The sequence below is a fragment of the Vibrio artabrorum genome, assembly GCF_024347295.1.
GTDB lineage: Bacteria > Pseudomonadota > Gammaproteobacteria > Enterobacterales > Vibrionaceae > Vibrio > Vibrio artabrorum.
The window spans coordinates 1,174,134-1,189,194 of sequence record NZ_AP025458.1 but is presented as its reverse complement, the minus strand read 5'-3'; the positions used below and the strand labels follow the sequence as shown (position 1 = coordinate 1,189,194).

The 15,061-nt window shown below is 44.2% G+C and carries 17 protein-coding genes; 10 read left to right on the top strand and 7 right to left on the bottom strand.

What is annotated here, in order from left to right; all coding sequences use genetic code 11:
* Positions 1-160: 160 nt before the first annotated feature.
* Genes proX through proV form a run of 3 tightly spaced genes read right to left on the bottom strand, consistent with a single transcriptional unit; the run spans position 161 to position 3,446 of the window.
* The gene (gene proX / locus OCU36_RS05565) at positions 161-1,168 is read right to left on the bottom strand and encodes a glycine betaine/L-proline ABC transporter substrate-binding protein ProX (protein WP_261839405.1); all 1,008 of its coding nucleotides are present in this window, start codon (positions 1,166-1,168) and stop codon (positions 161-163) included.
* Positions 1,161-2,255: a glycine betaine/L-proline ABC transporter permease ProW gene (proW, locus tag OCU36_RS05560; protein ID WP_261839404.1), complete on the bottom strand. Its 1,095-nt coding sequence runs from the start codon at positions 2,253-2,255 to the stop codon at positions 1,161-1,163. The genes proX and proW overlap by 8 nt, the downstream gene beginning before the upstream one ends.
* Positions 2,256-2,258: 3 nt before the next feature.
* Positions 2,259-3,446, bottom strand: coding sequence for a glycine betaine/L-proline ABC transporter ATP-binding protein ProV (gene proV / locus OCU36_RS05555; protein WP_261839403.1), 1,188 nt, complete (start codon positions 3,444-3,446; stop codon positions 2,259-2,261).
* A 652-nt stretch (positions 3,447-4,098) separates the two neighbouring features.
* Between proV and OCU36_RS05550 the strand changes: the two genes are divergently transcribed.
* Positions 4,099-4,836, top strand: a complete 738-nt coding sequence (locus OCU36_RS05550; protein ID WP_261839402.1) for an HAD family hydrolase — start codon at positions 4,099-4,101, stop codon at positions 4,834-4,836.
* Between the two features lie 48 nt (positions 4,837-4,884).
* Here the strand turns inward: OCU36_RS05550 and OCU36_RS05545 are convergent, their stop codons facing one another.
* Positions 4,885-5,097: a TIGR02450 family Trp-rich protein gene (locus OCU36_RS05545; RefSeq protein ID WP_261839401.1), complete on the bottom strand. Its 213-nt coding sequence runs from the start codon at positions 5,095-5,097 to the stop codon at positions 4,885-4,887.
* Positions 5,098-5,260: 163 nt separating this feature from the next.
* Between OCU36_RS05545 and OCU36_RS05540 the strand changes: the two genes are divergently transcribed.
* Positions 5,261-6,385 carry a M14 family metallopeptidase gene (locus tag OCU36_RS05540; protein WP_261839400.1) on the top strand — a complete coding sequence of 375 codons (1,125 nt, stop codon included), beginning with the start codon at positions 5,261-5,263 and terminating at the stop codon, positions 6,383-6,385.
* A gap of 138 nt (positions 6,386-6,523) precedes the next feature.
* On the opposite strand, the gene OCU36_RS05535 is transcribed toward OCU36_RS05540, so the two are convergent.
* Positions 6,524-6,880 (bottom strand): PilZ domain-containing protein, encoded by a 357-nt coding sequence (locus OCU36_RS05535; protein WP_261839399.1) that lies wholly within the window; start codon positions 6,878-6,880, stop codon positions 6,524-6,526.
* A 373-nt stretch (positions 6,881-7,253) separates the two neighbouring features.
* On the opposite strand from OCU36_RS05535, the gene OCU36_RS05530 reads away from it, so the two are divergent.
* The 3 genes from OCU36_RS05530 to OCU36_RS05520 all read left to right on the top strand — a co-directional run bounded on the left by OCU36_RS05530 (position 7,254) and on the right by OCU36_RS05520 (position 9,387).
* Positions 7,254-8,492: a DEAD/DEAH box helicase gene (locus tag OCU36_RS05530; RefSeq protein WP_261839398.1), complete on the top strand. Its 1,239-nt coding sequence runs from the start codon at positions 7,254-7,256 to the stop codon at positions 8,490-8,492.
* Between the two features lie 233 nt (positions 8,493-8,725).
* A complete protein-coding gene (locus OCU36_RS05525; RefSeq protein WP_261839397.1) occupies positions 8,726-8,947 on the top strand; it encodes a hypothetical protein in 222 nt (73 codons plus the stop codon).
* 137 nt (positions 8,948-9,084) lie between these two features.
* A complete protein-coding gene (locus tag OCU36_RS05520; RefSeq protein WP_261839689.1) occupies positions 9,085-9,387 on the top strand; it encodes a thiamine-binding protein in 303 nt (100 codons plus the stop codon).
* Between the two features lie 57 nt (positions 9,388-9,444).
* Here OCU36_RS05520 and OCU36_RS05515 read toward each other — a convergent pair whose 3' ends face one another.
* Complete coding sequence (locus tag OCU36_RS05515) at positions 9,445-9,612, bottom strand: hypothetical protein (protein ID WP_261839396.1); 168 nt, start codon at positions 9,610-9,612, stop codon at positions 9,445-9,447.
* 109 nt (positions 9,613-9,721) lie between these two features.
* Positions 9,722-9,985 (bottom strand): DUF1289 domain-containing protein, encoded by a 264-nt coding sequence (locus tag OCU36_RS05510; protein ID WP_261839395.1) that lies wholly within the window; start codon positions 9,983-9,985, stop codon positions 9,722-9,724.
* 186 nt (positions 9,986-10,171) lie between these two features.
* Between OCU36_RS05510 and OCU36_RS05505 the strand changes: the two genes are divergently transcribed.
* From OCU36_RS05505 to OCU36_RS05485, 5 genes are all read left to right on the top strand, one after another.
* Positions 10,172-10,618, top strand: coding sequence for an META domain-containing protein (locus tag OCU36_RS05505; protein ID WP_261839394.1), 447 nt, complete (start codon positions 10,172-10,174; stop codon positions 10,616-10,618).
* Between the two features lie 316 nt (positions 10,619-10,934).
* The gene (locus OCU36_RS05500; RefSeq protein WP_261839393.1) at positions 10,935-12,104 is read left to right on the top strand and encodes an ABC transporter substrate-binding protein; all 1,170 of its coding nucleotides are present in this window, start codon (positions 10,935-10,937) and stop codon (positions 12,102-12,104) included.
* 5 nt (positions 12,105-12,109) lie between these two features.
* Positions 12,110-13,810: an ABC transporter permease gene (locus OCU36_RS05495; protein WP_261839392.1), complete on the top strand. Its 1,701-nt coding sequence runs from the start codon at positions 12,110-12,112 to the stop codon at positions 13,808-13,810.
* Positions 13,776-14,426, top strand: coding sequence for an ATP-binding cassette domain-containing protein (locus OCU36_RS05490; RefSeq protein ID WP_261839391.1), 651 nt, complete (start codon positions 13,776-13,778; stop codon positions 14,424-14,426). Before OCU36_RS05495 ends, OCU36_RS05490 begins: the two co-directional genes overlap by 35 nt.
* Positions 14,416-15,033 (top strand): CDP-alcohol phosphatidyltransferase family protein, encoded by a 618-nt coding sequence (locus tag OCU36_RS05485; protein WP_261839390.1) that lies wholly within the window; start codon positions 14,416-14,418, stop codon positions 15,031-15,033. The genes OCU36_RS05490 and OCU36_RS05485 overlap by 11 nt, the downstream gene beginning before the upstream one ends.
* The last annotated feature ends 28 nt before the right edge of the window (positions 15,034-15,061 follow it).

Below are 15,061 nucleotides of genomic sequence, written 5' to 3'. Positions count from 1 at the left end.
TTAGCGATGCTTACACGCGAGTCCTACATCAGACCCAAAAAAAGCCAGTCTTCCAAATAGGAAGACTGGCTTTGAAATCATTATTCTTTTCGTCTTGTCACTTCATTTGAAAGCGGCTCAATGACTCTACACAGACACTAAACACGATCTGACTATCGAATTAAAGCGCCGCTTTTTTTGATTCTGCAATCCAAGCATCAAACGTTTTCTGGTTTGCTTTTATCCAACCATTGACGTGCGCTTCGATATCAGCAGAGCTGTTTTTACCTTTACTCATCATCATATTCTGAGCACTAACATCGTTGATATTCAGCTTCATGATTTCAAAAAGCTTCGCTGCTGCCGGGTTGTTTTTTGCAAACTCTTTATTAGCAATAATACGCATTGAGTTCATTTCAAAGCCGTAGTTTTTGCCATTAGGTAAAGTGGTATCGACATTAGCACGATCGCCAGGAAGAGAGGAGAATGGAACTTCTAACCATACAACATCCTTATTTGGAACCAATACACCACTCACCCAGTATGGTGTCCAAGTGTAGTAAAGGATGGGCTCACCCTTTTGGTAACGTGAAATGGTGTCAGCAATGATAGCGGCATAGTTACCTTGATTATGAGTGACGGTGTCGTTCAGTTTAAATGCTGAAAGTTGATGCTCGATAACCATTTCACAACCCCAACCTGGGTTGCAGCCCGTAAGGTCTGCTTTACCATCACCGTTTGCATCAAACAATTTTGCAATTTTAGGATCAGCCAACTGACCAATGTTAGTGATGTTGTACTTTTCAGCCGTTTTTTTATCAATTAGGTACCCTTGTGCTGCACCACTAACGTACTGACCTTTACGGTAGAATTTATCATCACCACCCGCCATTTTGTATTTATCAGCATGAAGCGGGAACCAACCGACAGCTAGGAACGTTGCATCACCCTTTGCGATAGAGGTGTAAGCGACGTTGTAGTCGACTTCTTGTGTTGCTTTTACATCGTAACCCAATTCTTCTAGAGCACGGTTAACGATCAACGTTTGAAATGTTTCTTCAGCGACAGAAGATTGAACAGGCTGAACCGAAACCCCCTCACCGGGTAAGCTTGCCGCCCACACGTTCGTTGATACCGCTAATGTAGAAACGATGCTAGCAGTAAGTATGCTCTTCCATGAATTATCCATTGATGTTTTTCCTTAATTGTAATTCTGATTGTTTTCCGCGATTTAGCGCTTTAAGTACCATGGAGACTGGCCCCATGTGATACCAGCGTAATTTTGTATTGCCTGCATTTGCGCCCAATACTTGGGTGATGCGGTCAAGTAAGATGGCAAGAATAACGATGCCCAAGCCACCAACAGCAGCCAATCCCATATCTAAACGACCAATACCTCTCAGTACCATTTGACCTAAACCCCCGACTGCGATCATTGAGGCTATAACCACCATCGATAACGATAACATCAGTGTTTGGTTCACGCCCGCCATGATGGTTGGCAGTGCAAGTGGTAGTTGAATTCGGTAAAGCATCTGCTTTTTGCTGGCACCGAATGAGTGACCCGCTTCGATCAATTCTTCAGGTACTTGCTGAATACCCAAGATTGTCAAACGTACAACAGGAGGAAGTGCGAATATGATGGTCACCACCACGCCCGGCACATTGCCGATACCAAACAACATCACAATGGGCACGAGATAAACGAAGGCAGGCGTCGTTTGCATCGCATCCAGAATTGGGCGTACAAATTTGGCCGCGGTATTGCTGCGGGCGAGCCATATCCCCATGGGTAAGCCAATCAACAAACAGAAGAAGACCGACGTCATAACCAATGACAAGGTCGTCATCGCTTCGGACCAAGCGCCAATCAAACCAATGAAAGTCAAAGATACAGCTGTCGCTACACCCAACTTCAGGTTTGAAAACTGCCATGCGACTAGAAACAAAATGATGAGCATGAATGGCGCCGGCGTAGAGGTCAAGGCCGTTTCAAATGAGCTTAAAATAAAATCGATAGGCACACGTATTGTCTGAAACAATGGGCGTCCGTGATCAACGAGCCAATTCAGCCCAGACTCAACCCAGGTATCGACGGGCAGTACAGCGTCAGCAAAAGGGTTCAGTGGATCAAATGGAGTAACGTCTACCGTTTCACTGCTGAGCCAATCGGCTGAGGGTGAAGTATCAGCCGCTTGGCCCCAAGGGTCACTCGCGGTTTGAGCGACGGGAGCAGACTGAGACCATGGGTCATTATTTGTTTGTTCCGATGACATGATTTACCCCTTATCCAAGGTTTGTAACAGTCGTGATTTAGTCACCACACCAAAGTAATTGCCGTTATCATCCACAACAGGTACGGAATAAGGCACCCCACCAACAAGACCGAGCACATCATTGATTGGTAAATCCGGATTGAGCGTTAATCCATCAGCAAGCTGCGCGCTAACTAAAGAGCTTCTCTCTTTTTGGGCTTTTCGAAGGGAGTCAATGGACACAATGCCTGAGTAAAGACTGTTTTTCTCAACAACGATGCCGTATTCACGGTCGTTATCCATCAAAATTTGTAGAGCAGAAGCAGGACCGTCGTGCTCAGATTTCTTAAATACTGCTGCTGGCTTCTTGCGCGCAATATCTTTCACCGTAAGAGTACTCGCGATATTGACACCACGGAAGAAGGCTTCAACGTAGTCATTCGCAGGGCTAGTTAAGATCTCGTCAGGCGTCCCCACTTGAACCACTTCGCCATTTTGCATAATCGCAATTCGGTCACCAATGCGCATCGCTTCATCCAAATCGTGCGAGATAAAAACAATGGTTCTTTTATCGTCATTTTGAAGTCGAATTAACTCGTCTTGCATTTCCGTACGAATCAAAGGGTCGAGTGCAGAGAACGCTTCATCCATTAACAAGATATCGGGGTCACATGCTAGAGCACGTGCCAAACCAACACGCTGTTTCATACCACCGGATAATTCATCTGGATACGATTCTGAATAAGGTCCGAGACCGACTCGCTCGAGCGCTTCAAATGCAGACTGTTTACGTTTGTCGACTTCGATACCCGCCAACTCGAGACCGAACGCGGCGTTTTCAATCACTGTCATATGAGGCATCAGTGCAAAATTTTGGAAAACCATGGAGATGTTATTACGACGAACTTCGCGCAGTTCATCTTCTGAGATATGGGCAATGTCTTTGCCTCGAAGGTGCACATGACCTTTGGTAGGTTCGATTAGGCGATTCAGAAGGCGAACTAAGGTTGATTTGCCCGATCCTGACAAGCCCATTATGACGAAAATCTCACCTTCTTGAATAGTAAGAGAAACATCATTAACGCCGATCGTTAGACCGGTTTCTTCAAAAATTTTGTCTTTGTTTGCGCCTTTATCAATCATCGTAAAAGCACGGTCGGTGTCTTCACCAAACACCTTGTACAGTCCCTTAACTTCCAGTATGGGATCCATAAAATCTAATCCTTTCTTAGTTTTTTAAACTTAAAAACGGTTACTTAAACTTAAAAATAGTTCATTTAAACTCGAAAAACACTTAGCACTCTAATTAATCGGCCAGACTAAATCAAGAGATGCCGTACCGTAAATAACAGATATCAGCATCAAGAAAACCAAGAGAAACATGGTTTAACAACAACAAAATACACAGCAACACACTGAAAAATAAATAAATAAACTCTAATCGCGATTGCATACCGCTGACAAATGGGTTGTTAAATATTTATTTTACATTCTAGCCAACAATCGGCCAGACAGGTTAAAAATGAGAATAAGTCATTTGTACACAAATAATTTCAATACTAACCATTTTTTGCCATTAGAAGGTCATTAAAAATCAGGCAGCACGCTCTGTAACAAGATAAAGTTCGCACTTTCCTCTGCCTATGAATCAAAGGCGAATCGCCTAAAGTCAACGAATGCTCATTTGATTTCACTATCCAGAAGATCAAAACACAGCACCAACTGTGATACTTGCTACAAACTATCAAATGTAGGCTCTCTGAGCTGAAACACACCTTGTAGAGTGCTCATTACTGAGCCATCCTTTAAAGCGTAAATGGACACTCTTTCTGAAATAAATGAAAGAAAAGGACAAGGAATTCTAATGATAAAAATGCTGGTATGTGACTTTGACGGTACGCTTGATGGCGGCTCTTCTCATGGTGTTAATCGGCTATTTGACTACTTAACAAAACAACCCGATATCCGCTTTATCATCGCGACGGGTAGAACGCTGCCCTCAATCCGAGTTGGCTTAGCCTCTAACAACTACCCGAAGCCACACAGTATTATCAGCGATGTAGGCACCAGAATTCATCACAATCACTCCCAAAAACCTGATCATATTTGGCATAACCAATTAGAATCTTCTTGGAACAAATCAAAGGTTGAGTCAGCACTTGCCCCACTCGATTTCATGGGCGAACGTATCGAAAACCATCAGGGTGATTATAAAATAACCTTTGAAGGGAAACTTTCAGACCCTCAGTACGAGCAGATCGAATCGAGCTTAAAATTGCACGGGGTAGATGTACACCTCACCTACTCTCACGATTGGTACTTAGATATCACGCCTAGAGGTGTTAATAAGGCCACAGCAATTCATCATCTACTTAAACAACACAAGTTGAGCGTTGAGGAAGTGTGCGTGGCCGGCGATTCTGCCAACGATACCGCTATGCTGACCATAAAGGGCGTAAACTCAATATTGGTGGCGAACCATTACCCTGAGGTCGCTCACTTGTCTGATCGAGACAATGTGTACACCAGCAGAGCCACACACGCTGAAGGTGTATTAGAAGGGCTCAAATACTGGCAATTACGAACGGGGGCGAGCCGTTAAACGTGGAGCGGCGCTTTACTCCTCTTTACCCCTCTTTACTTCAGGCTCTTACTTCCAACCTGGAAGCCAATGACCATTGTCAGTCAAATCCCGCCAATTGATGGCTTCTTGTCGCTTGGTCATCACCGCCTCGATGAAACAACGAATAACCTCCCCTTCTTCGAATTCGACTTCTGTGACCATAAAGTGCTTTTCTCTCTTTACCGGGCTAACCGCTGTCCATTTACTGTGGAGTAATTTTTTGGGATTAATTCGATTCATGGTACTTTCCTGCCCAGTTTATTGATGTTTTATCTATAAGCCTCAAAGAGTTAAAAAGATCACTTCAAGTTCAAATTACATCTGGTGACGATTTCGTTAGTGGTTTTCTCGAAAAAAAAGTGTGCTAATCTTACGGCAACTCAACTACGAGATAAGAACTACAATGAAAATTTTCAGCAATTTTGAAAGCGGCAACATTCACGTCGTTTCAGCAGATTCACCACAAAACATTCAACTGACTATCCCAGCAGACAACCAGACTGAAATCTCTCAATGGTTTCACTTTCGTTTAGAAAGCGAAGCTCAACAAGCTCACCATTTTGAAATCGGTCAATTAGCAACATCTGCCTACCCTGAAGGCTGGAAAGATTACGATGTCGTTGCATCGTATGACCGTGAAGAGTGGTTCCGTATTCCGTCTCAGTTCGATGGCGATATCTTAAGCTTTGATATCATCCCTGAGCACGATTCAATGTACTTCGCGTACTTCGCACCGTACTCATACGATCGTCACCAAGATCTTCTGCACAGCGCGCAAACGCACCCAGCTTGTAAGCTCGAAACTCTGGGTCACACACTAGACAACAACGACATCACTTTGCTCACTATTGGCGAGCCAAGTGAAGAGAAGAAAAACATTTGGGTTATTGGTCGCCAACACCCGGGCGAAACGATGGCTGAATGGCTAATCGAAGGCCTGCTACAACGCCTGCTTGATGAAACAGATACCGTCGGTCGCTCTCTTCTAGACAGCGTTGTGTTCCGCGTTGTACCAAACATGAACCCAGATGGCAGCATCCGCGGTCACCTGCGCACTAACGCGATTGGTGTAAACCTGAACCGTGAATGGCAGTCACCATCGATGGAGCGCAGCCCAGAGGTATTCCTTGTTCGCGAACGCATGTTAGAAACGGGCGTTGACCTGTGCTTAGACATTCACGGCGACGAAGCGATTCCATATAACTTTGTCGCGGGTAGCGAAGGCACACCTTCTTACAACGAGCGCATCGCGAAGCTAGAGAACCACTTCAAGCAGGCACTGCTAACGATCACACCAGAGTTCCAAGATGAATTTGGTTACGATAAAGACGAACCTGGTAAAGCGAATATGACAGTTGGCACAAACTGGATTGGTGAGCAGTTTAAGTGTTTGGCTTATACTGTCGAGATGCCATTCAAAGATCACATCAGCCATGCTGACGAACTTTACGGCTGGTCTCCAGAGCGCAGTGTCGCGTTTGGTCACGACATGCTAGCCGCGGTTTGGGCAACAGTAGACGAGCTATAAAGTCACTAAGCTCTAAGTTTGTCCCTGTATCTAGTTTGATTGATAGAACAAAGCCCAGCACTTGTGAAAGTGCTGGGCTTTTTAATCTCTGCTTAGAATGAGCGATTTGCGCCTTAAGGAATCTAACGTCAGTCGCTTTTAAGCCACTCTTAAGCTTGCAAAAAACACAGGGTATCGTTGCCTGATGCGTCTTTGCTCAGACACCATATCTTTAAAGCTTGGACCTTTTGACAGTTTAATGATCACTTCGTCACCTTCTTGTCGCAACACAGATCCTGAAATATCAATATTATAATTACTATGCAGCCTCAAGGAACCCACCATAGAGAGGCCACGATAAACAGGATTCAGCTTGCTCATAATCAGACGTATACCTTTTTCAGAAACTTCACTGACATGAAAAAGTTCATCCTTAATTCGCATCACCGGACGTGCCCTTTTGGGGTACTTTAAGCGATAAAATTGGCGTTTTTGGGTGAATGAATCTTCACACATCAGTGACTCTCCGTCTCTTTCTAAAACTCATAATCAATATCGGTTGTTGAATACGTTGGTCAAAAAAGGACACATTCAGAAAATTAATCATTAATAGCTATTGATTATATCCAATTGACAAGCGGATGTTTTAAGCAATAAAGCAGAAAAACACAATATCGCCTCAAATTATAAAAAAAATGAGAGGTGAATCATATAAGTCACGACTTTCGACTTATTCTGAAGATGTTGCCCTGAAATCTTGCCAATGTAGCCTCATCAATACGTCGTCTTGTAGAAATCTAATAAGTTTGTTCAGTCAGGGAACAAAACTCATTCTCTAACTTTTATCCTCCTGTTAAACTCCACATCTATTTTGATACTGGGTTCAGTTATGTCATTTGATACACTCACTCTTAGCTCAAAAATTGTGGCTACCATCTCTTCTCAATTCCGTAAACCGACAGAGATACAACAAGCAGCCATTCCTGTCATTATTGCGAAAAAAGACATTCTCGCATTAGCGCAGACAGGCAGCGGAAAAACATTGGCGTTCGGCTTACCTTTACTGAATAACATCAACCAAGATGTACATGAACTGCAAGCGCTTATCATTGTTCCAACGCGTGAGCTTGCATCTCAAGTGACCGAATCTTTAGAACCGATCGCAACAGCACTCGATATCAAATTGGTAACGCTAACGGGAGGCGTGAATACGGATGATCAACAGCAACAATTAACGCCTAAACCACAATTAGCCATCGCGACACCAGGCCGCCTACTTGCTTTAATTAAAAGTGGTGAACTGGATGTAGCTCAGTGTCTATCATTGGTTCTTGATGAAGCTGATCGCCTGATCGACATGGGCTTTTGGCCCGATATTCAAACGATTACCGCAGCACTGCCTAGCAAACGCCAGTCACTGTTGTTCTCTGCAACACTTCCTCCCGAATTAGTGGGGCAAGCGGAAGCGCTTCTTTCAAATCCAATTAAAGTCACGACACATCAAGAAAACAGCGTGGTCGCGACTATCGAAGAAACCCTGTACTTAGTGAACAAAGGCAGTAAAGCTCAAGCACTCATTGCCCTACTCAACCGACACACATGGCCACAAGTGTTGGTATTTATTGGCGCAAAAGACAATGCCGATACATTAACCAAGCGATTAAATAAAGCCAAAATCAGTGTCAGTGCGTTACATGGAAATAAGCGCCAAGAAGAAAGAGAGCAAGCATTAGACAGTTTCAAAAATGGCGAGACTCGTGTGCTTATCGCGACCGACGTCATGGCTAGAGGCATCCATATTGATCAGTTACCTGTCGTGATTAACTTCGAATTGCCCTCTCACTCAGCAACTTACGTACACCGCGTTGGTCGCACAGCAAGAGCAGGAAGTACTGGCTGCGCGATCTCTCTGGTTAGCCACAGCGAAACTGATTACCTGAATGCGATTCGCACCCTAACCAATAAGCCGCTAGTGCTGCAACCATTAGAAGGTTTTCCTGTTACAGACCAACCTGCATCTGATGCGATAACTCGCAAGCGTCCACCTAAAGATAAAATGGCGAACCGAAGAACAGCTAAAAAGAAGAGCATTAAGCAATTTAAAAGCAAACCAAATAGCTCAAAATAATCAGAAAAAGAACAATCAGCTCAGTGTGCACTGGGCTTTTTTATATGCAACAAACCTCTCCAACCTCAAAAAAAGCTTCCGTAAAGATGCCAACTTAAATGACTCTGTTGTGAATTATGATGCCAACGTATTGATTCTTGGTTACTCAAAAAAAATACTATAAATTCACATTGACGCCTCAATGTCCGACAACTAAATTTTTCTATTAGTGTTTACAACAGGAGGTCATTGGAATGAAACGTGCTAGCTCTACATATCGATTACAACTGATCAAGGAAGTGGCAACCCGCCGAGATCGTCAACGTTCCAATGACCCGATGGCAAACTACATACAAAACCTAATAGACAACAAAGGTGACTCTGACAACTCGGTGGAACGTAACCAACGGTTCAGTGGCTGTCATTTTGATGAGCATATTGGTGGTTGGGTGAGCGACCACTGGGGTAGCAAGTAAACCTACATCGCGCTTCATTGCCATGAAAGTTGCTTAGTTGGCTGTGGAATTTGTCTCCGCATTAACCTATCATCTGCAACAATTTCCTATCATTGAGTAAGCAGAAAGTGTCTGAGTTAAAAAGAGAAACAGAAGTAATGGTTGCCTTTCAAGTGATCCCTCGAGTTAAAGAAGGCAACAACTTCGAAGTGGTTGATAAAGCGATTGAAGTTGTGAAAGCAGCCGATGTGCCTTTTCAAATTGGCGCGATGGAAACCACAATGAAAGGTGAACTCAACCAACTACTCGATATCGTTAAAAAGGCGGAACAAGCTTGTTACGATGCTGGGGCTGTAGAAGTGATAACCAACATTAAAATTCACAGTAAAACCACCGAGGCCAATGATACATTTTGTACATACCATCGTGGTGTAACAAAAGCGAATCACATGTTTGTTTAGTCGCATTTTTATTTCTGAGAATCGAGCGTTAAGAAAGACTCTGAAGAACCAGTGATATTATTGGAAAGGCATGTCTGAAAGGTGAGAAAGGATTTCCATTCGTTCTTCTTCTGACATCGAATGCCAATCACGCGGGGCCTCTTCAGGGTCATCTTTCGCCCCAATCGGTTTTCTGTCCAGTGCTTTGACTGGCGCTTTTTTGAGTTTTGCGTTCTTTTTATTCATACCGACACCACTCCCTCAGATACAAAGGTATCTACCTTAATATTACACCCCAACCATTATGTAAAGTAATAGTTACTTCGGAGTTAAATAAAACCTTAATACTACCTCTCTAGCCAAAAAGATCGCTTTGGGGACTGGTATTGCCCTCTTCGTCAACCGAATGATCAACCACGCTTTTTTGCTTCATTATTTTTCTTCTGTAGCGCTGGCGACATAGCTTAATGACATGCAGTTGCTCAGATGGCGTCATTGACATCCAATTGAAACGCTCATTTCTTTTACGCATACAACCGTGGCAATAACCTTTGTCATCACTTGAACACACCCCAACACAAGGGTTTGGAACTTTGAAAAACTCTAACTGCTCCACCATGCCTCCTTATCAATCGAAACCAGGCCCACTCATTCAGTAATCAGCAATAAATGAGTCATCGAACTTATAGAATTCATACTAAACTATAACCTTATACTGACACATACAGTGTGTGGTTAACTATAATTTCACTCTATCAAGTTACCCTTTTCCAGTAACTTCGTTTTTCCTTTGGAGCCTTTTCACATGAAGTTTAGTTCAAAAAAATTACTAGCAGTAGCCGCTTTACCTATGATGTTAGCAGCATGTACAACCACAGGTAACAACGCGACTCAAGTAACACCAACCGCTCTCCAACACCATAATTGGGAATTGGCGCAAATTGATGGCAAGGACATTGAGAAAAGCAAAGATCAAGCCGCCCCTCGTCTAGAGATCGGCGAGAAGCTGACGGCAAACGGCATGGCTGGTTGTAACAACTTCTTCGGTCAAGGCGAACTGAAAGACGGTCAATTCCGTATCAAGCAGATGGGTATGACAATGAAAATGTGCCATGGCTCTACGATGGAAATGGAACAGTCGGTTTCTGCGACTCTAAGCAAGTGGAGCGACGTAACACTAACAAACGATACGCTAGTACTGAAAAACGATGTACATACGCTAACGTACATCATTCGTGACTGGGTAAACTAACCCGTCATCGAATACCAATATTGATTAAAGGAGCCCTATCGCTCCTTTTTTATTGCCAGCTTGCCTTCACTCTCCCTCAAAAATTGACACGCATCGCCTACTTTTCTTACCAACTTTCAATAAACCTCAAAAACCTCTCATTTCGATGCAATAAATTCACGGGTTTCTCGGTCTGTTGATAGGATGGCAAAAGTTCCTCAAGTAATTGATTGAATTTACTGCTGAATTAGAAATTATTTCAGAAACAGATAGAATAACTGTTAGGGAATTCAGAAACACAATGCCCTTGCCCGTTCACGACCAAATGGAAAAGTTTATGAACAAAATAGTAAGTACGTTAGGAGTCATGGCAACCGTTGCATACAGCACGACGGTATATGCTGATGAAATAATGTCAGCAACCGACAACTGGAACCAAATCGAACAGCGGGCCAAAGGGCAAACGGTTTACTTTCATGCCTGGGGCGGTAGCCAAGAGATCAACCGTTACATTCAGTGGGCGGGCAAGCAGTTAAAAAGTGAATATGGCGTGACTTTAAAGCACGTAAAAGTCACAGACATCGCGGAAACAACCACTCGTTTGATTGCTGAGAAAGCCGCAGGAAAGGACAGTGAAGGCAGCGTTGATATTGTATGGATTAACGGTGAAAACTTCCGTTCACTGAAAAACAATCACCTGCTATTCGGTCCATTTACTCAATCACTTCCAAACTGGCAATACGTCGATAAGTCTCTGCCGATAGATGTCGACTTCTCAGAACCAACCGAAGGTTTAGAAGCACCTTGGGGCGTGGGGCAACTGGTGTTCATTCATGATCAAAAAACATTACACAACCCACCACAATCATTTTCAGAGATGTTAAGTTACGCACAAGCTTTTCCCAATCGCCTAAGCTATCCTCGACCACCTGAATTCCACGGTACTAGCTTCATCAAATCACTACTCATTGAGCTGACCAACAATAGCCCCGCGCTGTCTAAGCCAGTTTCAAATGACGATTTCCAAACTATTACCGCTCCACTATGGGCGTACTTAGATAAATTCCATAAAGTCGCTTGGCGTGGTGGTAAACAGTTCCCAGCGGGCACCTCTGAGAGTATTCAACTTCTTGATGACGGGCAAATCGATCTCGCGATCACATTCAACCCCAATGCGGTTTTTTCTGCTCAAGCGAGTGGTAAACTGGCAAAAAGCACCAAAGCTTATGCGCTAGAAAGTGGAGCGCTTTCTAACATTCACTTCTTAGCCATTCCTTGGAATGCTCACTCTTCTGCAGGCGCATTGGTCACAATCAACTTTTTACTTAGCCCTCAAGCTCAATCGCGCAAAGGTGACCTGAATATTTGGGGCGACCCTTCAGTATTAAGTAGTCAGTACCTAACAGGTAGCGCTAAACACACTCAGCAATTCAAGTCGGTTGATGAACCTCACCCAAGTTGGCAAACCGCGCTCGAAAACGAATGGCTAAAGCGATACGGTAACTAAATTTAATGTTACGCGCCCTATATTTAGTCGTTATAGCAGTGTGCATTATCCCAACAATCCCTGGGATAGCGGGAGTGATCGCTTCTTCGTTGAGTTTCATCCCGCCACTAGGTTTAGAGAAGCCAACACTCAACGGTTTTAGCCAAGTCTTTCAATGGGAAGGGGCTTGGCACTCTATTGGCTTAAGCCTAGGTTCAGCGATTGCAAGCAGCTATATTGCCTGCTTCCTAACCTTTTGCATTCTTCAAGCCTCTTGGGGAAACAAGTTTTGGAGAAAAATTGAGTTAACGCTATCACCAATGCTTGCCATTCCGCATGTGGCTTTCGCTATCGGCTTTGCTTTTCTGTTTAGCCCAACGGGGCTTGGCGCAAGAGCCGTACATCACTTGCTCGGCGAGTCTGCTACCAGCTCTGAACTGGCGTTATTGGTAAAAGATCCATACGCGTTCGGCTTAATCATTATGCTCGCACTCAAGGAAGTCCCCTTCTTATTGCTGATGAGCATATCGATACTGCAGCAAATTGATGTAGAACGTATCACTAAGGTCAGTGCATCGCTGGGTTATAACCGTGCTCAGATCTGGTGGAAATGTATTTTTCCACAATGGTTTACTAAGCTTCGTTTCCCAATGCTGGCTGTGCTCGCTTATAGCGTATCGGTTGTCGATATTGCATTGATTATTGGCCCGACCAACCCGCCGACTTTTGCCACCTTAGTATGGCAATGGTTTAACGACTCAAACCTTAATTTATTACCACGGGCCGCCGCTGGTGCGATTGTTTTGTTTGGCTTGGCATCGCTTACCATCGTCTTTGCTCGTTTCATTGAATGGGTCATTATCAAGCACTGTAGAACTTGGCAGTATTCAGGTAGAACTGGGGGGCGTTTACCCGGGAAAGCGATCTTTTCTGCTCTTACGGCATTGTCACTCTTCATTTTTCCATTGATGATGATCTGGAGCATTGCCCAACGTTGGCGTTTTCCGGACATATTACCGAGCCAATACACAATACAATTTTGGGAGTATGAGTGGGACAGCATCCTAGGTACCATTGGCCAAAGCTTGTGGATCGGTCTTATTGCCGCATCCGTTGCTTTGTTACTTGCACTAATTGCTCACGAATACCAAATGAAATACAAATGGCAAGTTCCGGGCTTTATTATCGCTATCCCTATGTTAATACCTCAACTCTCGGTATTGTTTGGTCTGCAAATCACTACGCTATACATCGGCAGCAGTGCCTATCAGTTTTGGGTGATTTGGGCGCATGTTTTCTTTGCTTTCCCATTTGTATATCTGTCTTTGGACGGCCCATGGAAAAGCTTCAACAATGGTCTGATTAAAGCCTCGCTAAGCTTAGGTAAATCACCGTTTCAAAGTTGGTGTTCGATTAAGCTGCCTATTTTGCTGCCCGCTATCGCTTTTGCCTGGGCCGTTGGGATTAGTGTCAGTTTCGCTCAGTACCTACCAACGTTAATACTCGGTGCCGGGCGCGTCAGTACTATCACGACAGAAGCGGTCGCCCTTTCGAGTGGCTTCGACCGCAGAGTAACCGCAATCTATGCGCTCTGGCAGGCTTTATTACCCCTATTCTTTTTCTCTCTAGCGATAGGAGTCAACCGACTTCAACTTAGATATCGCCGTCTTACTTTTAAAGGTTTACTAAGTAATGAGTCTGTACCTCAACGACCTCACCATCCGTAAAACCGATGGGAATTCGCTGTTCTCAGCGCTAAACGTAACATTGGAATCTGGCCAAATACTGGCTTTGATGGGGCCGAGTGGTTGCGGAAAGTCAACCTTACTGGATGCGATTGCGGGTCACTTAAGTGAAGAGTTTTCATATTCAGGCACCATTGTGTTAAACGACATTCCGTTGGATAACCAGCCTTCACATCAACGTGAAGTCGGTATTTTATTTCAAGATGACTTGTTGTTTCCGCACCTCAAAGTATGGGAAAACTTGGCTTTTTCGTTACCTAACTCTGTTAAAGGTTCCGCTCGCCAACAGCAAGCAATGGACGCATTAGAAGACATTGAACTGACTCACTTGGCTGAGTCTTTCCCCGATCAAATATCTGGTGGTCAACGCGCCAGAATCAGCTTAACTCGTATGTTACTAGCCAAGCCGAAACTCGCCCTGCTTGACGAACCGTTCAGTAAACTGGACCAAGAATTAAGAGCGCAATTTCGCGATTGGGTGTTTGAACAACTGACCAAAGCGAATATCCCAACACTAATGGTCACGCACGACGAAGCTGACGTGCCTCAAGGGGCAGAAGTACTGTCTTGGCCATGGAGGAGTAACAATGCTGGATAAGTACGCCATCAAGGTCATTAAGTGGCCATTGAACCAATCAGCAAAATTATTGAATCAATTTGGTATCAAAGCGAATCAAACTACCCTATTTGGCTTTCTGGTCGGGTGCTTAGCGTTTCCGGCATTGGCATTTGAGCAATACGAGTGGGCTTTAGGCTTTATCGTCTTTAACAGAGTGTGTGATGGGCTGGATGGGGCGTTAGCTCGAATCCAAGGCATTAGCGACGCGGGGGGGTTTCTTGACATCAGTCTCGATTTCCTTTTCTACTCATTAATCCCATTTGGTTTTGTGATTGCCAACCCTGAACACAACGCCATTGCCGGTGCATTTTTGATCTTCTCTTTTATTGGCACAGGCAGTAGCTTTTTAGCGTTTGCCGTTATGGCGGGCAAACGAGGCATCGAAAACCCCGTCTATAAACATAAGTCTCTCTACTACATGTCAGGATTAACCGAAGGCACAGAAACCATCGCCTGTTTCATCGCGTTCTGTATTTGGCCCGAGCACTTTGCGGTCATCGCTTACACCTTTGGTGCGGCGTGTTGGCTAACCACATTTATGCGTATCTATTTTGGGTTCCAGACACTCAAGAATCAAACCACCTAATACTAGAGTCGTGATTCCTCATAGAAAA

Coding starts and splice junctions, on each gene's coding strand:
- proX (WP_261839405.1), bottom strand. CDS start 1,168: ATGGATAATTCATGGAAGAGCATACTTACTGCTAGCATCGTTTCTACA.
- proW (WP_261839404.1), bottom strand. CDS start 2,255: ATGTCATCGGAACAAACAAATAATGACCCATGGTCTCAGTCTGCTCCC.
- proV (WP_261839403.1), bottom strand. CDS start 3,446: ATGGATCCCATACTGGAAGTTAAGGGACTGTACAAGGTGTTTGGTGAA.
- OCU36_RS05550 (WP_261839402.1), top strand. CDS start 4,099: ATGATAAAAATGCTGGTATGTGACTTTGACGGTACGCTTGATGGCGGC.
- OCU36_RS05545 (WP_261839401.1), bottom strand. CDS start 5,097: ATGAATCGAATTAATCCCAAAAAATTACTCCACAGTAAATGGACAGCG.
- OCU36_RS05540 (WP_261839400.1), top strand. CDS start 5,261: ATGAAAATTTTCAGCAATTTTGAAAGCGGCAACATTCACGTCGTTTCA.
- OCU36_RS05535 (WP_261839399.1), bottom strand. CDS start 6,880: ATGTGTGAAGATTCATTCACCCAAAAACGCCAATTTTATCGCTTAAAG.
- OCU36_RS05530 (WP_261839398.1), top strand. CDS start 7,254: ATGTCATTTGATACACTCACTCTTAGCTCAAAAATTGTGGCTACCATC.
- OCU36_RS05525 (WP_261839397.1), top strand. CDS start 8,726: ATGAAACGTGCTAGCTCTACATATCGATTACAACTGATCAAGGAAGTG.
- OCU36_RS05520 (WP_261839689.1), top strand. CDS start 9,085: ATGGTTGCCTTTCAAGTGATCCCTCGAGTTAAAGAAGGCAACAACTTC.
- OCU36_RS05515 (WP_261839396.1), bottom strand. CDS start 9,612: ATGAATAAAAAGAACGCAAAACTCAAAAAAGCGCCAGTCAAAGCACTG.
- OCU36_RS05510 (WP_261839395.1), bottom strand. CDS start 9,985: ATGGTGGAGCAGTTAGAGTTTTTCAAAGTTCCAAACCCTTGTGTTGGG.
- OCU36_RS05505 (WP_261839394.1), top strand. CDS start 10,172: ATGAAGTTTAGTTCAAAAAAATTACTAGCAGTAGCCGCTTTACCTATG.
- OCU36_RS05500 (WP_261839393.1), top strand. CDS start 10,935: ATGAACAAAATAGTAAGTACGTTAGGAGTCATGGCAACCGTTGCATAC.
- OCU36_RS05495 (WP_261839392.1), top strand. CDS start 12,110: ATGTTACGCGCCCTATATTTAGTCGTTATAGCAGTGTGCATTATCCCA.
- OCU36_RS05490 (WP_261839391.1), top strand. CDS start 13,776: ATGAGTCTGTACCTCAACGACCTCACCATCCGTAAAACCGATGGGAAT.
- OCU36_RS05485 (WP_261839390.1), top strand. CDS start 14,416: ATGCTGGATAAGTACGCCATCAAGGTCATTAAGTGGCCATTGAACCAA.